Raw genomic sequence first — 14,724 nt, forward strand, 5'->3', positions numbered from 1 at the left:
TAAGCTTGAGGGGCGATAGGTGGGTTGGTCCTGTGCATGCCATTGGGGGCTGCACTTTCGAGCTCTCTGCGTTTTCGGCGAGAGCAGGGGGAGGGGCGAATCGGCGAATCACGTTGTGGTCTCTAGTTCCATTCTTGGTGCATGTGCAGAGTTTGATTCATCCGGTGCTGGGGAGGCGATACAGGTTCGTGCTGCAGCAATAAGTGGATTCATCGAAGCATCTGTTTTTGGAATTTCATCAAGTTTTTCAATGCCCACCATGACATTCAGGCGAGCCAATGGCATTTTCATTTCGTGAGCCATAAATGCGGCCAGCCGTGCGAGTCCCAGGTAATTTCCATAGCCTTTCTTCAATATCAACTGAGTCGCATAAAATGCATTGGCAACCAGTCCATCGTCCGTTGGCTCAAAGGTGACGTGCTGCAGGCAGGGAAACCCAAGCTGCGATGAGGCAACATGGTCACGCACCGGATCAAAAGTTGTCGCCTGAAACATCGATCGGCGTACGCCTGATCGGTTGTTGTGCTGAGAAATGATCCATTCGAGCTGGTTTCCTGCGCAAGGAGCTTCTTGGTTGTAGCTAGTCAGGCGCTCGAAGTACAGTCCGCGACCATTCAATTTTCGATTCATCGCTTGATACCTCGGAAAAGCCAAGCGATAGTACTCGAACAATTTGGCACGATTGCCGGCTGACATCTGCCAGAGTCGCTCAGGAAAGATCGTGTAGGCGACGTCTTCGACGTTTTGCATATTTTTCAGGATGAGCAATTCATCCAATGCCTGCCGAAGAGCGGCATCTTCTACAGCGATGCCATTATCCTGAAAACCCGTGATGCTGAGGACGAGGGGGGTGATTTCTTTCCCCGAGTTGTCGATGATATGCAGGAAGGCTTGCGCCCACGCCCTTGACAGGCAGGGTTCATTGACGACAAACGGTGCTGTGGCGGGATGCTTACTCATCAGTTGAATCCTCCAAGTGGCGATAGCGTGCCAGGCCTATGTATTGGCGTCTGGCAACTCGAACATAGGTTGCCCAGGGGGTTCCTGGAATTACGACGCGTGTAATGCCAGGTTTCAGCGTTCGAAAAAGTCGGCCCTTGGCAAGGTCACGTTCAGGCATCAGGATGCCGGTGTCGACAACGACCCCGGTCGGCAGCAGCAACAAGGCTCCTTCTTCAGCATCAAGCGTCGGAGAGTTCCAGTATTGATCGGCGACAGTCAAAGGTTCTGAAACGGTCTCGCTCAATAATTCGGTTCTAATCATCTTGGGGGTGATGCGCCCGAGTGTTGCTCGTTGAACAGGGGTAATCATATCGATGCCATATGCCATATGATTGACCAGAGTGGCTTGCCCGACACCAAAATTGCAGGCCACGGCATAAATATCTGAAGCCGATGCCGTGTTGGGGTCGAGGCCACGCCGGGTGAATGCTTCACGAAGCCCCAGGGTTGGCATGAGAACAAAGGAGGCAAAGGCGTCGGCAATTACCTCGTTAGGGGGGCGATTCGAGTATTTCGATTGTTCGTCTTGCAGTTCGTCAATTGTCGAACCATGGCCGAATACGTGGTGACCCAATTCGTGAGCACAGGTGAAATTCCGTCTCGCCAAGGGCCTGAGTGCCGAAACATGGATGCGCGGTTTGGGCTTCTGGTCGTACATGCCTTCCATGTTGATGTCGTTGAAGCGTACTACGACACCAAGTGCTTCGCATAGACCGTAGATACATGCGGGGCTCTTAAGGTCAAGGCGCGCTTTTGTCCGCACCGACATCGACATTTGCATGCCTTTCATCACCAGCGATTTTTGTGCGGCAGCGGGGGAGGTACTCATCGAGCGCGCGTTCATTTTGTGGGCTCCACGCCGTCGGCATCAGAGTTTCGCATGGATGCCAAGAGTCGCAAGAGGCGGTCAAGATCATCTGGTTTGAGTTTGCTCAGTTCGCGAGCGGCAAGTTGCAGCCGGGGATCATCCGTTGTTAGCTGCTCCGCTGTTTCAGCCAGCAGCCATGAGATGGTTACGTCGTAGAGTTCGGCAAATTTGGAGAGTTCGTCAGCTGATACGCGTCGATTTCCTGCCTCGATTTCTGAAATTGTCGGGCGGTGTAGTTCAAGCATTTTGGCTACCTGGCCTTGAGACAGACCAGCCATTTTCCGGGCTTCGCGTAACCGGGATGCCACCAAGGCACGCTTGTTATCTTTCGCTTCGTTCATTGCGCATTCGCCACTTTGGGTGTTGCCTGGACTTGAGCTATCGCGATATCGACAACCATTGCCACTGTTTCATCGATGGTCAAGCAAACGCAGCCTTTTTCACGACTGAAGATATTGACGTCGTCGGCAATGGCGATGCCGAGTTCCGCGGCCAGCATCCCGATTGCTACCGGCCAAATCTTGCTGTCGAACTGTGGCAAGGCTTCAAGCGGCTTGGTGGCGCCCGTGATTGTGGGGCATTCCAAGCCGCTTGCGGCCTGAATGTTTTGAAGCACTTCGACCAGTTTGGATTGCACAAGCATGGCGTTCATGAAAGCCTCCATTGGATTCTTACGAGTAGTAAGAATATCTTACCACTGGTAATCCGCTTTGCAATACTTTTTCTTCGGGATGATTCGGTCTTCGGGAGGGTTATCGCAATAACGATGGATGCCTCGTCCGTCGCCAATGCCTAATCACTCAATATCAGCAGGCATCGACAGCCAATGGTGCTTTAATCCGGCGTATAAAGCCAAGGGGAAATGCTGGTTGCAGCTACGCGATTTCGATAACTGGCCACTTGAACTTCAGCTGACGTGTCAATTTGTGCGTGCTGTAGGTGCTGATGGGCGATGGATCGTAAGGCCCCGGCGAAGTCATCTGTGAATTGAGGGCTTAGACCGTGAAGATAGTGTCCACTAAAACCGATGGTGGACACTATGGAAATCGAGAAGCCGAGCCGCCGCAGACGGACGCACCCCGAGGCGTTCAAGCTGGCAGTGATTGCGGCCTGTGGTGAGGCCGGGGCGTCAGTCGCCGGCATTGCCCTGGCCAATGGCGTCAATGCCAATCAGCTCCGGCGCTGGATGCGAGAGCGAGGCGTTGAGCCACCGAGCCGCTGCCTGCCGGGACGGTCCGTTTCACCGGCGCAAGGAACAGACCCCGCCTTTGTGCCGGTGCCGATTCCTCCCCTGGTCTCGGGCATCCCCGACATCCGGATCAAAGTGCGGCGGGGCCCTACGGCGGTCAAGATCGAATGGCCTGCCCAGGCGGCAAGTGACTGTGCGGCCTGGCTGCGAGACTGGCTACGGTGATTCGGGTCGATGCCCTGTGGCTCTCGACCACCCCGCTGGATATGCGCGCCGGCACCGAAACGATCCTGGCACGGGTGGTGCAGGTGTTCGGCGAAGCCCGGCCGCACCACGCCTATCTGTTTGCCAATCGCCGAGCCAACCGGATGAAGGTGCTGATCCATGACGGGCACGGTATCTGGCTGGCGAACCGTCGGCTCAATCAGGGGCGGTTCTACTGGCGACAGGGTAACGCCAGCGTTGAGCTGAGCCGGCCGCAGTTCGATGCGCTCGTTCTGGGTTTGCCGTGGGAACGACTGGCTAACGGCGGTGTGATCCGGATTATTTGACGGTCCACCATTGGGGAAGTCCACGATAGCCAGAGTCTGTGGTGGCCGGCATGATGCCGGTCATGTCCTTGCCAGCCAATCTCGACCAACTCAACGCTGACGAACTGCGTCGCCTGCTGGTCGAGAAGGACCGCGAGTTGGACTGGCGCCAAGCCAAGATCGACAAACTGACGCATGAACTGGCGATGCACAAGCGCTGGCGTTTCGGGGTCAAAACCGAGCACTGGCCGGTCGAGCAGGCGCAACTGTTCGAGGAAACCCTCGATGCCGACCTGGCGGCGATGGAAAAAGAACTGGAACAGCTTTCTCCAAAGCCCGCGAAGGCGAAGGGGCAAGCCAAGCGCCAGCCGTTGCCGGCCAATCTGCCGCGCACCGACATTCACCATGAGCCGGAATCGGCAGTCTGCCCCTGCGGCTGCACGATGCAACGCATCGGCGAAGATGTGGCCGAGAAGCTCGACTACACGCCCGGTGTCTTTACGGTCGAGCGCCACATCCGCGGCAAATGGGTCTGCGGGCAATGCGAAACGCTGACCCAGGCGCCGGTGCCGGCGCATGTGATCGACAAGGGCATCCCGACGACCGGTTTGCTCGCGCAAGTCCTGATTGCCAAGTACCTCGATCACCTGCCGCTCTACCGCCAGGAAGCCATCTTCGGCCGGGCCGGGCTGGCCATTCCGCAATCCACCCTGGCGCAATGGGTGGGGAAATGCGGGGTGGCCCTCCAGCCCCTGGTCGATGCGCTAAAGGGTGAGATGCTCGGGCATCGGGTGCTCCATGCCGACGAAACGCCGGTCGCCATGCTCGATCCAGGCGCCGGCAAGACGCATCGCGCCTATCTCTGGTCGTACAGCATCGGCGCCTTCGAGCCGATCAAGGCCGTGATCTATGACTTTGCCGAAAGCCGTGCGGGCAGGCATGCCCAGGCATTCCTCGGTGACTGGCGCGGGACGCTGGTCTGTGACGATTACTCGGGCTACAAAGCCCTGCTGGCCAACGGATTGACCGAGGCCGGTTGCATGGCGCACGCCCGCCGGAAATTCTTCGACCTGCACAGCCAGCAGCAAAGCCTGATCGCCGGCGAGGCGCTGGAATACTTCGGCCGGCTCTATGGGGTCGAGCGGGAGACTGCCGGATTCGAGATCGAGGAGCGACGACGAATCCGTGAGGCCAAAGCCCGACCGATTGCCGATGACCTGCATGCCTGGCTGAGCCGCCAGCGCCAGCGCCAGTTGGTGCCCAATGGCTCGGCGACCGCGAGAGCCATCGACTACAGCCTGAAACGCTGGGGTGCGCTGACGTATTACCTGTCCGACGGCCAGGTGCCGATCGACAACAACTGGATTGAAAATCAAATCCGGCCAATCGCGCTCGGACGCAAGAACTGGTTATTTGCCGGCAGCTTGCGCGCCGGAAAACGCGCCGCCGCGATCATGAGCCTGATCCAGTCGGCCAAACTCAATGGCCACGAACCCCTGGCTTACCTGAAGGATGTCCTGACGCGCCTGCCGACCCAACCGGCCAGCCGCGTCGCCGAACTGCTGCCGCATTGTTGGCAACCTCAAAATCCTGCCTGACTGAAACTTACGGGATTACCGGGGCGTTACGATGGATCCGGCGCCTTTGCTAGTCGGTGCTAAGCCGTGGATACCTTCGGTGATCAGGGGTAAGTACTCCAGGCAGGCAGACCTCCGCCAAAGCGCCTTAGTGTCGTCCACTTGATGCCGCTCTCTTCAACAAAGATGTCCGGATTGCCATTTGTGTACTTATTTTTCTGCACAACGGGGTAAAGATTCAGATATTCCTGGCCTTTGAATATCGCAGAATCCGTCTCGAGAATTGGCATGATCGCCAGGCATCCTGGTTTAAAACCATCGAAAAATCCCAATTCCCAAGGCATCCATTTCGAACTGCTCGCATTGTCCGTTGCGACATAGATTAAGGACTTCGATTGACGCATCCGTCTACGAAGCAAGTCTGCGGTCTCTTTTGATACGGTCTGGCGGTTTAGGTGAGGATCCTCGACCCAGTCAACATAGACTTTGAAGCCTTGGCTTTCCAATAGGGCCTTAACACCAAGAATCAATTCGGCATCGCTGATGGCGTGCGATAGGAATATGTCGAATGTGGCGCTGTCCTGTGCCGAGAGTGCTTCCTCTTTGAGAATTCGATCAAACGTCTTACCTGCACTCCGCTGAACTTGGCGGCCAACGGAGGCGGCGGAGCGTGCTTCGGATTTTGTAAAGTAGGCCATGGGAAATTACATTTTATGAGGGTCGGTCAGCGCAACCACTAAGGTCTGAAGCTGGTCAGATAGCTAACCTGGCTTCGTTCCATATGCGCAGTGTTGGCCATCGCATGTAATGCCTAGACGTGAGCGAAGCATGAATCAGCAATTTTCTTCAAATCGTCACGGGGCATATTTTTCCTGACCGCGACTTGAGCCTTCAGCCATTCGCTCCGCTGCATTATCTCGGTGGTCATCATGTAAATCTTGGATCCGTCCCACATTTCCTTGAGTTCTTTCTCATACAAATCTTGGTAGGTGCCACTGATGCCAATTTGTAGCACATCTCCCACCGAGATGCCGGCATCTGCCAACGTTGTCGCCAGAGGAAGCCCCTTGCCGTTCAGACGAATCCTGTAAGAAAAGCTCCACTTCATTCCGACGTTAGGAAGCTCAATGTTCCACGGGAGCGACAAAGTGTCAGTGAGGTATTGAATGGTCTTCTGTACAGTCCAGGACAAAGAACAACTCATTCGAAAGAACTTGTCAAACCGAGTCGAATGAAGATAGACAAATTCTGCATCTGGCATTTCGACGTCTGGCCAAGGGAATACGGCATCTTTGTCGGCGGCAACACACGCTGCGGTGTCTTTTCCCCAAAGGGATAGCAGTTCCTTTAGAGCGGAGTCATAGTCATTTCGGAAGTCTGCGTACCTTCTATGAGCAAGGAGGGGTGGAATTTTGCAGTCCTTCAGCAGGATTGGAAGCAAGAAGGATCCACCGTTTGCGACCTGTTTCATTAGCGCAGCGTTCAATTCTTCGGTAACCCACTTGGAGCTAATAGCAGCCGGGGACAGAACAATGGCAAAGTATTTAGAGTCAGCAATCCCATCATTGATCTTCCCGGGAACGCTCTCACCGATTCTCAAGTCGAGTTTGTCGTACCAGACTGGAAAGGAGTGCTTTGCGAGGTCAACTGCCAGGCGATCAACAAATGGTTTGTCGCAACTGGCATGAGACAAAAATACTTTTCCAACCTTCGTCATGAAGCGTGTCCTACCTTGTGATGGCTAATAGTTATTTAGGAGCAGAAGTGTCCGAGTCATTTCCAATATTACGGACATCATTGAATCGCCTGTAAGGTTTTAAATGACGTGGAGATTATCCGATGCCGGTCTCCTTATCAATCAACAATCATATGGACAGAGCCATTGTCCGGTATTGGGTTGTTTCTTGAGAGACCGCTGTTGACTGATAGTTTGAGTAGGTTCGTGCGCCCGTAAGTCGACATTCGCTGAAACTTGAAAATACCAATGGCTGCAATGCGGCACGTACGTCACAGACCAGGGTCATTTTTACTGTGTTGCTAACAACAGCGCGGCTAAAAAAACGTTGCAGCGAGCGAATCCCGGCTCTCAAACAACAAATGAGAGTCCTTGCCTGTGCTCAGGCAGCTTTCGCTTCGTAGAGGGACAGATGAGGACTGGCCTCCACAGAGTCTTTGAGGCAACCACTGGGGTGAAAGGTCACGACGTGACGAGCGGAAATGGGGGTTTCTTCACCTGTCTTGGGATTGCGCCCTGGTCGTGCAGCTTTCCTACGAGTATTGAATACGCCGAAGCCGGCCAGTTTCACGTCTTCATGATGTTCCAGGCAGTCCGAGATTTCTTTGAAAAATCCCTCAACCATCTCCTTGGCCTCACGGTGGTTGAGGCCAACGCCGTCGACGAGTTGTTCCGCGAGGTCTGCTTTTGTGAGGGTCATGGTTCGACAGCGAGATTAACGAAGGGGTGATGATAATTCGCAACCTTGCTTGGTGAAAGTCGTGAACGCTGGAGAGTGCTCCAAGAGATACGGTTTTCTGCGCGATGGGAATTATGATCATGCTATTCCCCCAAAGCGGAGACCGGATCTTGGATCACCCCATCATCAAACAGTTCGAGGCCCATGCCGAACTGCTGGACATCAGCGGCAGCGTTGAAGCCATCGACGAGGCCATCGTGCAGCTTGCCACCTGGATGGATGGGCTCGAACTTTCCGAGGATGATCAAGCGCTTCTCTGCCACATCGGCGCGGTGCTCTACCGCGAGGGACTTCGAGGCCGGATGGGAGAGCGTCTGTGATCTACGGGGAAAAATGGGGGCGCTAAGCCAAGCCTCTCTCAAATCTGGGTGGCTTTCTTGAGAGGGGCTTGCCCGAAAAGGCGATTTCATTTTGAGCGGTGTATCTTTTCGGCATGAAACGCGAATCAACTTGCTCAGTCGCAGCCGAAATTCTTGAAATCGAAGAGGTGCTCGACCTCGAAACGGGGGAGTTCGTGCAGGCAAGGGAGAAAATCGGCGGGGACTATGAGAAGGCCCTTCAACTGCGGATGTCGGATGATGATGACGCGGCGCAATCTTTGATCGAAATCGGCGACGTGCAACTCTTGCTGTCAGACGCGCCATTGAAGTAAAGCAGATTGATCTGCAGCCCTGGAGATCCCATGAGTGCCTATTTTGCGTTCGAACAGACGAGCCCCAAGGGGGAGTTGAAGCACTTTGTGTTTGGCTTGATGACGTCGCCAAGATCCTGGAGGCACGGCAAATCTTGGGGGATACTGAGTTAATCAAGGCCCATGTCCAGGGCACCATCATTCCGAAAGCTGCGGACAATAATCCAGACTGGTCCTTTGGATCCGAAGACGATAGGTTTCTTCGAAATGCAGATGGAGGTCTGTGATGCCAATGTCACCTATGTCGAGGAGCATCTCGATGAGGTGGGAGGCTCTCTCTTGCCAAGGAGCTTCTGGTGCCCTTGGAGTTCCAGGCTGGTGGCTGAGGTCTCGTGGCTAGCCGAGCCTGACCCCTCGACTAGCAAATGACCACCTGGTGATCAGCGCGCTGCGTCCTGAGTAGCGATAAGGTATTGCGCGCGCAGCCGAGGAACTCTTGCGGTAGGGATTTAGAACTTATCCATAAATTACGTTGACGGCCATCGGGATCTTTCGGAAGGAGATGATGGCTGCAGCCAAGTGATTGAGCGCCATGAAGCTGCGTTCGAGTTTTTCATAACGGACCAGCAACTTGCGGAATCGGTTGAACCAACTATGGGCGACCTCGACAATCCAGCGACGCGCCCGCTTACCCGGCTGGCGCTTCAACGCCCTGGCTTCTTGGCTGCGCCCCTTCACATGCGGGATGTAGCCGTGCTTGTGAATGCGCTTCATCGCCGCAGCGCCGACGTAGCCAGCATCTGCATTCAGGTGCTTCGAGCGGCGCTTGGGGGGCGTCCGGCGTTTGACCTTCACGGCGCCAAGTACCGCCGCCAACTGCGTCACATCATGTCGATTCGCGCCGGTCACGATGAGCGACAACGGGACGCCACGCCCATCGACCAGCAGATGGCGCTTGCTCCCATTTTTTTCCCCGGTCCGTCGGGTTCGGACCCACGGCCTCTTGCGCCAAAGGGGCCTTCATCATGGCCCCATCAATGCTCTGCCAGCGCCAGGCGATGCCGGCCATGTCGTCATATTCGGCCAGGCCGGCCCGCCGGCAACGCCTTCCACTGACACCCCGTGCGCAGTACAAACACAATGCCCTCGAAAACCAACCGGGCGGGCTTCGCCTTGCGCCCTGCGTCCGGCTTTCTCACATACTGCTTGTCTGCTACGCGAACCTGCCGCGCCGGTATCAATGGCGCCACCCGCTTCCAAAATTCGTCCGTTACTTCCCACGATTTCGCCTTCATCCGCGAACCCTCCGCGGCTAATGCCTCAAAATATCATGGACCTCAAATTACGGATAAGTTCTTAGTACTGTGTGCCCTTTGGGGGAGGAGCGGGCATTAGTAGCCTGCGATGCTGGTTTGGGCCCTGCGAAGGAGGTAGACATCGGGCTAGGCTATGGCATCATTTGATGCTTGGGCGTGGGTAAGTGCGCGTGGTTTATCTCCGATGCTGAAGTCTTCATCATCAGGTCGTATCATGACGTGCCACTCTAGCCCACTGGTTTTGACGGTATCTCTGACGGTATGAAGGACTTTATGGAACGCTACAACCCTAAGAACACAAGCGTGTGGCGGTTCAATGAATAATCGAGTGGGAATGATCGAAGATCGAATCGCTGCCTGAACCGGCAGGAAACTCAAGCGAAAAGCCCTGAGCGATCAGGGCTTTTCTGCTTTCCGGTGGGCGAATGCATAATCCCGGCAAATGCAGATCAGGCAGGGCAGGTATTTTTGACTGAACTGTAAGAAGCCGCCCGCTGTCACGACTAACGGAAATACCGATTCGGAGAACACCAATGCGTGACACTTTTCCCCTGCTGGTCAAGACGGACTTCCCGGCCCTCCGGCGCCGACGGCTCGACACCCTGCAGGCCAACCTCGGGTATCGCTGTAACCAGTCCTGTTTCCACTGCCATGTCGCGGCCAGCCCGAAACGCACCGAGGAAATGGGCTGGGAAACCATGGCCTTGCTCCTCGAATTCGCCCGTCGACACGATCTCGAGACGCTCGACCTGACCGGCGGCGCGCCGGAACTGAATCCGAATTTCCGCCGCCTGGTTACCGAAGCTAGGGCAATGGGGCTGCGTGTCATCGATCGTTGCAACCTGACAATCCTCGGCGAGCCGGGATTTGAGGCGTTGGCTGATTTTCTCGCCGCCAATCAGGTAGAGGTTACTGCGTCGCTGCCGTGCTATCTCGAAGAAAACGTCAACGCCCAGCGTGGCGATGGCGTATTTCAGGCGAGTATCGCGGGTTTGCGCCTGCTCAATGCGCTGGGCTACGGGCTGCCCGACAGCAGTCTGGTCCTGAACCTGGTCTACAACCCTATCGGGCCAAGCTTGCCGCCGGACCAGGGCAAGCTGGAGCAGGCCTACAAGGAACAACTGGCGACCCGGCACGGCATTGTCTTCAATCACTTGTTCGTGCTCGCCAACATGCCGATCAAGCGTTTCGGCAGCCAGCTGATCTCACGCAACGAATTTCACGGTTACATGGCGCTGCTCAAGGGCGCCTACCAGGCGGCCAATCTCGATGGCGTGATGTGTCACTCCCTGATTTCGGTCGGTTGGCAGGGCCACGTCCATGATTGCGACTTCAATCAGATGCTCGGCCTGAATTTGGGCGGCGCGCCAGGCGGGCCGGTGCATCTTTCCGAACTGCTCGATGCCGATCTCAGCGGTCGTCCGATCCACGTCGCCGATCATTGCTACGGTTGTACGGCCGGGCAGGGGAGCAGTTGTGGCGGTGCGCTGGCGCATGCCGGCAGCCAGTCGGCAGTGGCGGTGGTGATCGGCGAACGCTAGCCAGCAGGCGCCGCTCGCGACGCAAGCGTCGGAACTATCCGGCCTCAATGCCACTCGGATGTTCAAGACGCAATTGCCGACCGGCGGTGCAACGATTCTGCTGTAAGAAATGCGCCGACTGCTACGACAAACGATCAGGAGGTAGCCCGAGCGTCGACACCCGTCGTGCCAGCTAGCCCCCAGGAGAACACCATGAACCGTCGCCACTGGATTTACCGCGTTTCCGGGCTGCTGGCCAGCATGGCCCTGCCCGTGGCGCCGGCTGCCGCCGCAGCCGACAAATTTCCGCTCAGCAAACCACGTCAGGAGTGGAAGAAGCTGCTGCCACCAGATGCCTACAAGGTGCTGTTCGAGGAAGCGACCGAGCCATCCGGCAGCAGTCCGCTGAACAATGAAAAGCGCGCCGGAACCTTCATCTGCGCCGCCTGCAATCAGCCCTTGTTCGCCAGCGCCCACAAGTACGAGAGCGGCACCGGTTGGCCCAGCTTCTGGCAGCCGCTGGCCGGTGCGGTCGGCACCTCGACCGACTTCAAGCTGATCTACCCGCGCACCGAATACCACTGCTCACGCTGTGGCGGGCATCAGGGGCATGTCTTCAACGATGGCCCGCAGCCGACCGGCAAGCGCTATTGCAACAACGGTGTTGCCTTGAAGTTTGTGGTTGAGGGGGCCGCAATGCCGGCGCTGCTGACATGAAAACCCTTCATTACTTCAAGGTGCTGCTGGCCGTCGCTGGGCTGGCCATTGCCGGCCATGCCCTGTCCGCCGATGTGTCGGCGACCAGCGACGCCAATCGCGCCACGGCGATTTTCGCGGGGGGCTGCTTCTGGTGTATCGAAAGCGATTTCGAAAAACTGAAAGGCGTCAGCGAAGTGGAGTCAGGCTATACCGCCGGCAAGCTGCCGAACCCGAGTTACGAGCAAGTGAGCCGGGGCGGTACCGGCCATACCGAAGCGGTACGGGTGATCTATGACCCGAAGCTCGTCAGTTACGCGGCACTGGTCGAATATTTCTGGCGCCATATCGACCCGACGGTCAAGGATCGGCAATTCTGCGATGCCGGCTCGCAGTACCGGAGCGGCATCTACTGGCAGAACGAGGCCGAACGCCAGGTGGTCGAACGCAGCCACCAGGCCTTGCTGAACAGCGGCCGCTTCAAGGTCATCCACACCGAACTGGCGCCGGCCTCGGCCTTCTGGCCGGCCGAGGAATACCATCAGGACTACTACAAGAAAAACCCGATCCGCTATAACTATTACCGGGCATCCTGTGGCCGGGATGCGCGGGTTGCTGAAGTCTGGGGTGAGAAGCGGAAGTGACGGGGTACTCGCAGAGCCGGAAGTGTCGATTCTGATCGGAGGTGTAAGGAAACCCTGGGTTCCTGCGACTATAGGACATGACGGAGACTTCTCTTCGTCCCCCATTCGACCTAGCAGGAGTGATAGATGAAATATCGGAAACTGGCGCTAGTGCTTCTGCTGGGCGTCATCGTTGCCGCCTATTTCATCTTCGATCTCGGGCAGTACTTCAACCTGTCGACGCTGAAGGCCAGTCAGGCCAGCATCGAGGGGTTCCGGGTCGAGCATCCGGTACTCAGTGTGGCTCTCTATTTCGCGATCTACGTCGTCGTCACCGCGCTTTCGCTGCCAGGGGCAGCGCTGTTGACGCTGGCCGGCGGCGCTGTCTTCGGCCTGCTCTGGGGCACGCTGATCGTCTCCTTCGCCTCGACCATCGGCGCGACCGCCGCTTTCCTGATTTCCCGTTTCCTGCTCCGCGACTGGGTGGCCGAGCGTTTCGGCCAGCGCCTGGCGGCGATCGATCAAGGCGTCAGGCGGGAAGGGGGCTTCTATCTGTTCACCCTGCGCCTGGTACCGGCCTTCCCGTTTTTCATGATCAACCTGCTGCTCGGGCTGACGGCGATGCCGGCCCGCACCTTCTATTGGGTCAGCCAAGTCGGCATGCTGGCCGGCACGGTGGTCTACGTCAATGCCGGCACCCAGCTGGCGCGGCTCGATTCGCTGTCCGGCATCCTATCGCCGGCACTGCTCGGCTCCTTCGTGCTGCTCGGCATCTTTCCGCTGCTCGCCCGCAAGCTGCTCGAGGTCGTCCGCCGCAACAAGGTGTTTGCCGGTTGGCGAAAGCCGGCGCGCTTCGAGCGCAACCTGGTGGTCATCGGGGCCGGCAGCGCTGGGCTGGTTACCGCTTATATCGCGGCCGTCGTCAAAGCCAAGGTGACCCTGGTCGAGAAACACAAGCTCGGAGGCGACTGTCTGAATACCGGCTGCGTGCCGTCGAAGGCGCTGATCCGTTCGGCGAAGTTCCTCTCTCATATTACCCGCGCCCACGAATTCGGCATCAAGTCGGCACGCGCCGAATTCGATTTTGCTGACGTGATGCAGCGGGTGCAGCAGGTGATCACGGCCATCGAACCGCATGACTCGGCGGCGCGCTACGGCGAGTTGGGGGTCGATGTCGTGCTTGGCAGCGCGAAGATCGTTTCGCCCTGGGAGGTCGAGATCACCGGCGAAGACGGATCGACCCGCCGGCTGACGACGCGCAGCATCGTCATCGCAGCCGGGGCGCGCCCTTTCGTGCCGGCTATCCCCGGGATCGAAGCGGTCGGCTACCTGACCTCGGATACTGTCTGGAATCTGCGTGAATTGCCGGAACGGCTGATCGTGCTCGGCGGCGGGCCGATCGGTGCCGAGCTGACCCAGGCTTTCGCCCGGCTCGGCGCCCGGGTGACTCTAGTCGAGATGGCGCCGCGCCTCCTGCTGCGCGAGGATCCGGAGGTTTCCGAACTGGTCACCCGGCGTTTCCGGGCCGAAGGCATCGCCGTGCTGGTTGACCACCGCGCCAAACAATTCGTCGTCGACAACGGCGAAAAAATTCTGATTGCTGAGCATGCCGGCCAGGATGTGCGCATTCCATTCGATGCCGTGCTGGTCGCCGTCGGCCGCAGTGCCAACCTGCAGGGCTACGGATTGGAGGAGCTGGGCATCACCACCGGGCGCACCGTGGAAACCAACGAGTTTCTGCAGACGAAATATCCCAATATTTACGCCGCCGGCGATGTCGCCGGCCCCTTCCAGTTCACCCACACGGCGGCGCATCAGGCTTGGTACGCCGCGGTCAATGCGCTGTTCGACCCGTTGAAGAAATTCAAGGCCGACTACTCGGTGATCCCCTGGGCGACCTTCGTCGAGCCGGAAGTGGCCCGTGTCGGCCTCAACGAGCAGGAAGCCGCCGAGCAGGGCATCGCCTGCGAGGTGACGACCTACGGCATCGACGACCTCGACCGGGCGATTGCCGATGGTGAGGCCCACGGCTTCATCAAGGTGCTGACCGTGCCCGGCAAGGACCGAATCCTTGGCGTCACCATCGTCGGCGAACATGCCGGCGACCTGATCGCCGAATACGTGCTAGCCATGAAGCAGGGCATTGGCCTGAACAAGATATTGGGCACGATCCACATTTACCCGACCCTGGCCGAAGCCAACAAGTACGTCGCCGGCAACTGGAAGAAGGCGCATGCGCCGCAGCGCCTGCTCGCCTGGGTCGAGCGCTTACATGGCTGGCGTCGGGGCTAGGCGCTA

General features: G+C 57.6%; 17 protein-coding genes and 1 pseudogene. 9 read left to right on the plus strand and 9 right to left on the minus strand.

The genetic code is table 11. From position 1 onward, the window contains the following. Positions 1-108: 108 nt before the first annotated feature. Genes NQE15_RS13815 through NQE15_RS13830 form a run of 4 tightly spaced genes read right to left on the minus strand, consistent with a single transcriptional unit; the run spans position 109 to position 2,522 of the window. Complete coding sequence (locus tag NQE15_RS13815; RefSeq protein ID WP_265942240.1) at positions 109-960, minus strand: hypothetical protein; 852 nt, start codon at positions 958-960, stop codon at positions 109-111. Then, entirely contained in the window at positions 953-1,846 is an 894-nt protein-coding gene (locus NQE15_RS13820; RefSeq protein WP_265942242.1) for an ImmA/IrrE family metallo-endopeptidase, read from the minus strand. Before NQE15_RS13820 ends, NQE15_RS13815 begins: the two co-directional genes overlap by 8 nt. Further along, positions 1,843-2,211, minus strand: coding sequence for a helix-turn-helix domain-containing protein (locus NQE15_RS13825; RefSeq protein WP_265942244.1), 369 nt, complete (start codon positions 2,209-2,211; stop codon positions 1,843-1,845). The genes NQE15_RS13820 and NQE15_RS13825 overlap by 4 nt, the downstream gene beginning before the upstream one ends. Beyond that, on the minus strand, positions 2,208-2,522 hold the full coding sequence (locus NQE15_RS13830) for a hypothetical protein (RefSeq protein WP_265942246.1): 315 nt from the start codon (positions 2,520-2,522) through the stop codon (positions 2,208-2,210). Before NQE15_RS13830 ends, NQE15_RS13825 begins: the two co-directional genes overlap by 4 nt. A 387-nt stretch (positions 2,523-2,909) precedes the next feature. On the opposite strand from NQE15_RS13830, the gene NQE15_RS13835 reads away from it, so the two are divergent. From NQE15_RS13835 to tnpC, 3 genes are all read left to right on the plus strand, one after another. Then, positions 2,910-3,284, plus strand: a complete 375-nt coding sequence (locus NQE15_RS13835) for a transposase (RefSeq protein ID WP_265942248.1) — start codon at positions 2,910-2,912, stop codon at positions 3,282-3,284. Next, on the plus strand, positions 3,281-3,610 hold the full coding sequence (gene tnpB / locus NQE15_RS13840) for an IS66 family insertion sequence element accessory protein TnpB (protein ID WP_265942250.1): 330 nt from the start codon (positions 3,281-3,283) through the stop codon (positions 3,608-3,610). Before NQE15_RS13835 ends, tnpB begins: the two co-directional genes overlap by 4 nt. A 62-nt stretch (positions 3,611-3,672) precedes the next feature. Continuing rightward, positions 3,673-5,187: an IS66 family transposase gene (tnpC, locus tag NQE15_RS13845; RefSeq protein ID WP_265942252.1), complete on the plus strand. Its 1,515-nt coding sequence runs from the start codon at positions 3,673-3,675 to the stop codon at positions 5,185-5,187. A gap of 83 nt (positions 5,188-5,270) precedes the next feature. Here tnpC and NQE15_RS13850 read toward each other — a convergent pair whose 3' ends face one another. The 3 genes from NQE15_RS13850 to NQE15_RS13860 form a co-directional block, all read right to left on the minus strand. Beyond that, a complete protein-coding gene (locus NQE15_RS13850; RefSeq protein WP_265942254.1) occupies positions 5,271-5,864 on the minus strand; it encodes a hypothetical protein in 594 nt (197 codons plus the stop codon). Between the two features lie 113 nt (positions 5,865-5,977). After that, positions 5,978-6,883 carry a toll/interleukin-1 receptor domain-containing protein gene (locus tag NQE15_RS13855; RefSeq protein ID WP_265942256.1) on the minus strand — a complete coding sequence of 302 codons (906 nt, stop codon included), beginning with the start codon at positions 6,881-6,883 and terminating at the stop codon, positions 5,978-5,980. Positions 6,884-7,283: 400 nt separating this feature from the next. Beyond that, a complete protein-coding gene (locus NQE15_RS13860; RefSeq protein ID WP_265942258.1) occupies positions 7,284-7,601 on the minus strand; it encodes an integration host factor subunit alpha in 318 nt (105 codons plus the stop codon). Between the two features lie 149 nt (positions 7,602-7,750). Between NQE15_RS13860 and NQE15_RS13865 the strand changes: the two genes are divergently transcribed. Continuing rightward, positions 7,751-7,960, plus strand: coding sequence for a hypothetical protein (locus NQE15_RS13865; protein ID WP_265942260.1), 210 nt, complete (start codon positions 7,751-7,753; stop codon positions 7,958-7,960). Positions 7,961-8,073: 113 nt separating this feature from the next. After that, complete coding sequence (locus NQE15_RS13870; RefSeq protein WP_265942262.1) at positions 8,074-8,292, plus strand: hypothetical protein; 219 nt, start codon at positions 8,074-8,076, stop codon at positions 8,290-8,292. Between the two features lie 495 nt (positions 8,293-8,787). On the opposite strand, the pseudogene NQE15_RS13875 reads toward NQE15_RS13870, so the two are convergent. Both NQE15_RS13875 and NQE15_RS13880 read right to left on the minus strand, forming a co-directional pair. After that, positions 8,788-9,566: pseudogene (locus tag NQE15_RS13875) on the minus strand (IS5 family transposase). Positions 9,567-9,900: 334 nt separating this feature from the next. Continuing rightward, complete coding sequence (locus tag NQE15_RS13880; RefSeq protein ID WP_265942264.1) at positions 9,901-10,131, minus strand: hypothetical protein; 231 nt, start codon at positions 10,129-10,131, stop codon at positions 9,901-9,903. Between NQE15_RS13880 and arsS the strand changes: the two genes are divergently transcribed. From arsS to NQE15_RS13900, 4 genes are all read left to right on the plus strand, one after another. After that, positions 10,121-11,128 carry an arsenosugar biosynthesis radical SAM (seleno)protein ArsS gene (arsS, locus tag NQE15_RS13885; protein WP_265942266.1) on the plus strand — a complete coding sequence of 336 codons (1,008 nt, stop codon included), beginning with the start codon at positions 10,121-10,123 and terminating at the stop codon, positions 11,126-11,128. The two genes, NQE15_RS13880 and arsS, sit on opposite strands and share 11 nt — an antisense overlap. 192 nt (positions 11,129-11,320) lie before the next feature. Continuing rightward, positions 11,321-11,824, plus strand: a complete 504-nt coding sequence (gene msrB, locus NQE15_RS13890) for a peptide-methionine (R)-S-oxide reductase MsrB (protein WP_265942268.1) — start codon at positions 11,321-11,323, stop codon at positions 11,822-11,824. Further along, entirely contained in the window at positions 11,821-12,447 is a 627-nt protein-coding gene (gene msrA / locus NQE15_RS13895; RefSeq protein ID WP_265942269.1) for a peptide-methionine (S)-S-oxide reductase MsrA, read from the plus strand. Before msrB ends, msrA begins: the two co-directional genes overlap by 4 nt. Before the next feature lie 126 nt (positions 12,448-12,573). After that, positions 12,574-14,718 (plus strand): FAD-dependent oxidoreductase, encoded by a 2,145-nt coding sequence (locus NQE15_RS13900; RefSeq protein WP_265942271.1) that lies wholly within the window; start codon positions 12,574-12,576, stop codon positions 14,716-14,718. The last annotated feature ends 6 nt before the right edge of the window (positions 14,719-14,724 follow it).

Source organism: Dechloromonas sp. A34, assembly GCF_026261605.1.
Classification (GTDB): Bacteria; Pseudomonadota; Gammaproteobacteria; order Burkholderiales; family Rhodocyclaceae; genus Azonexus.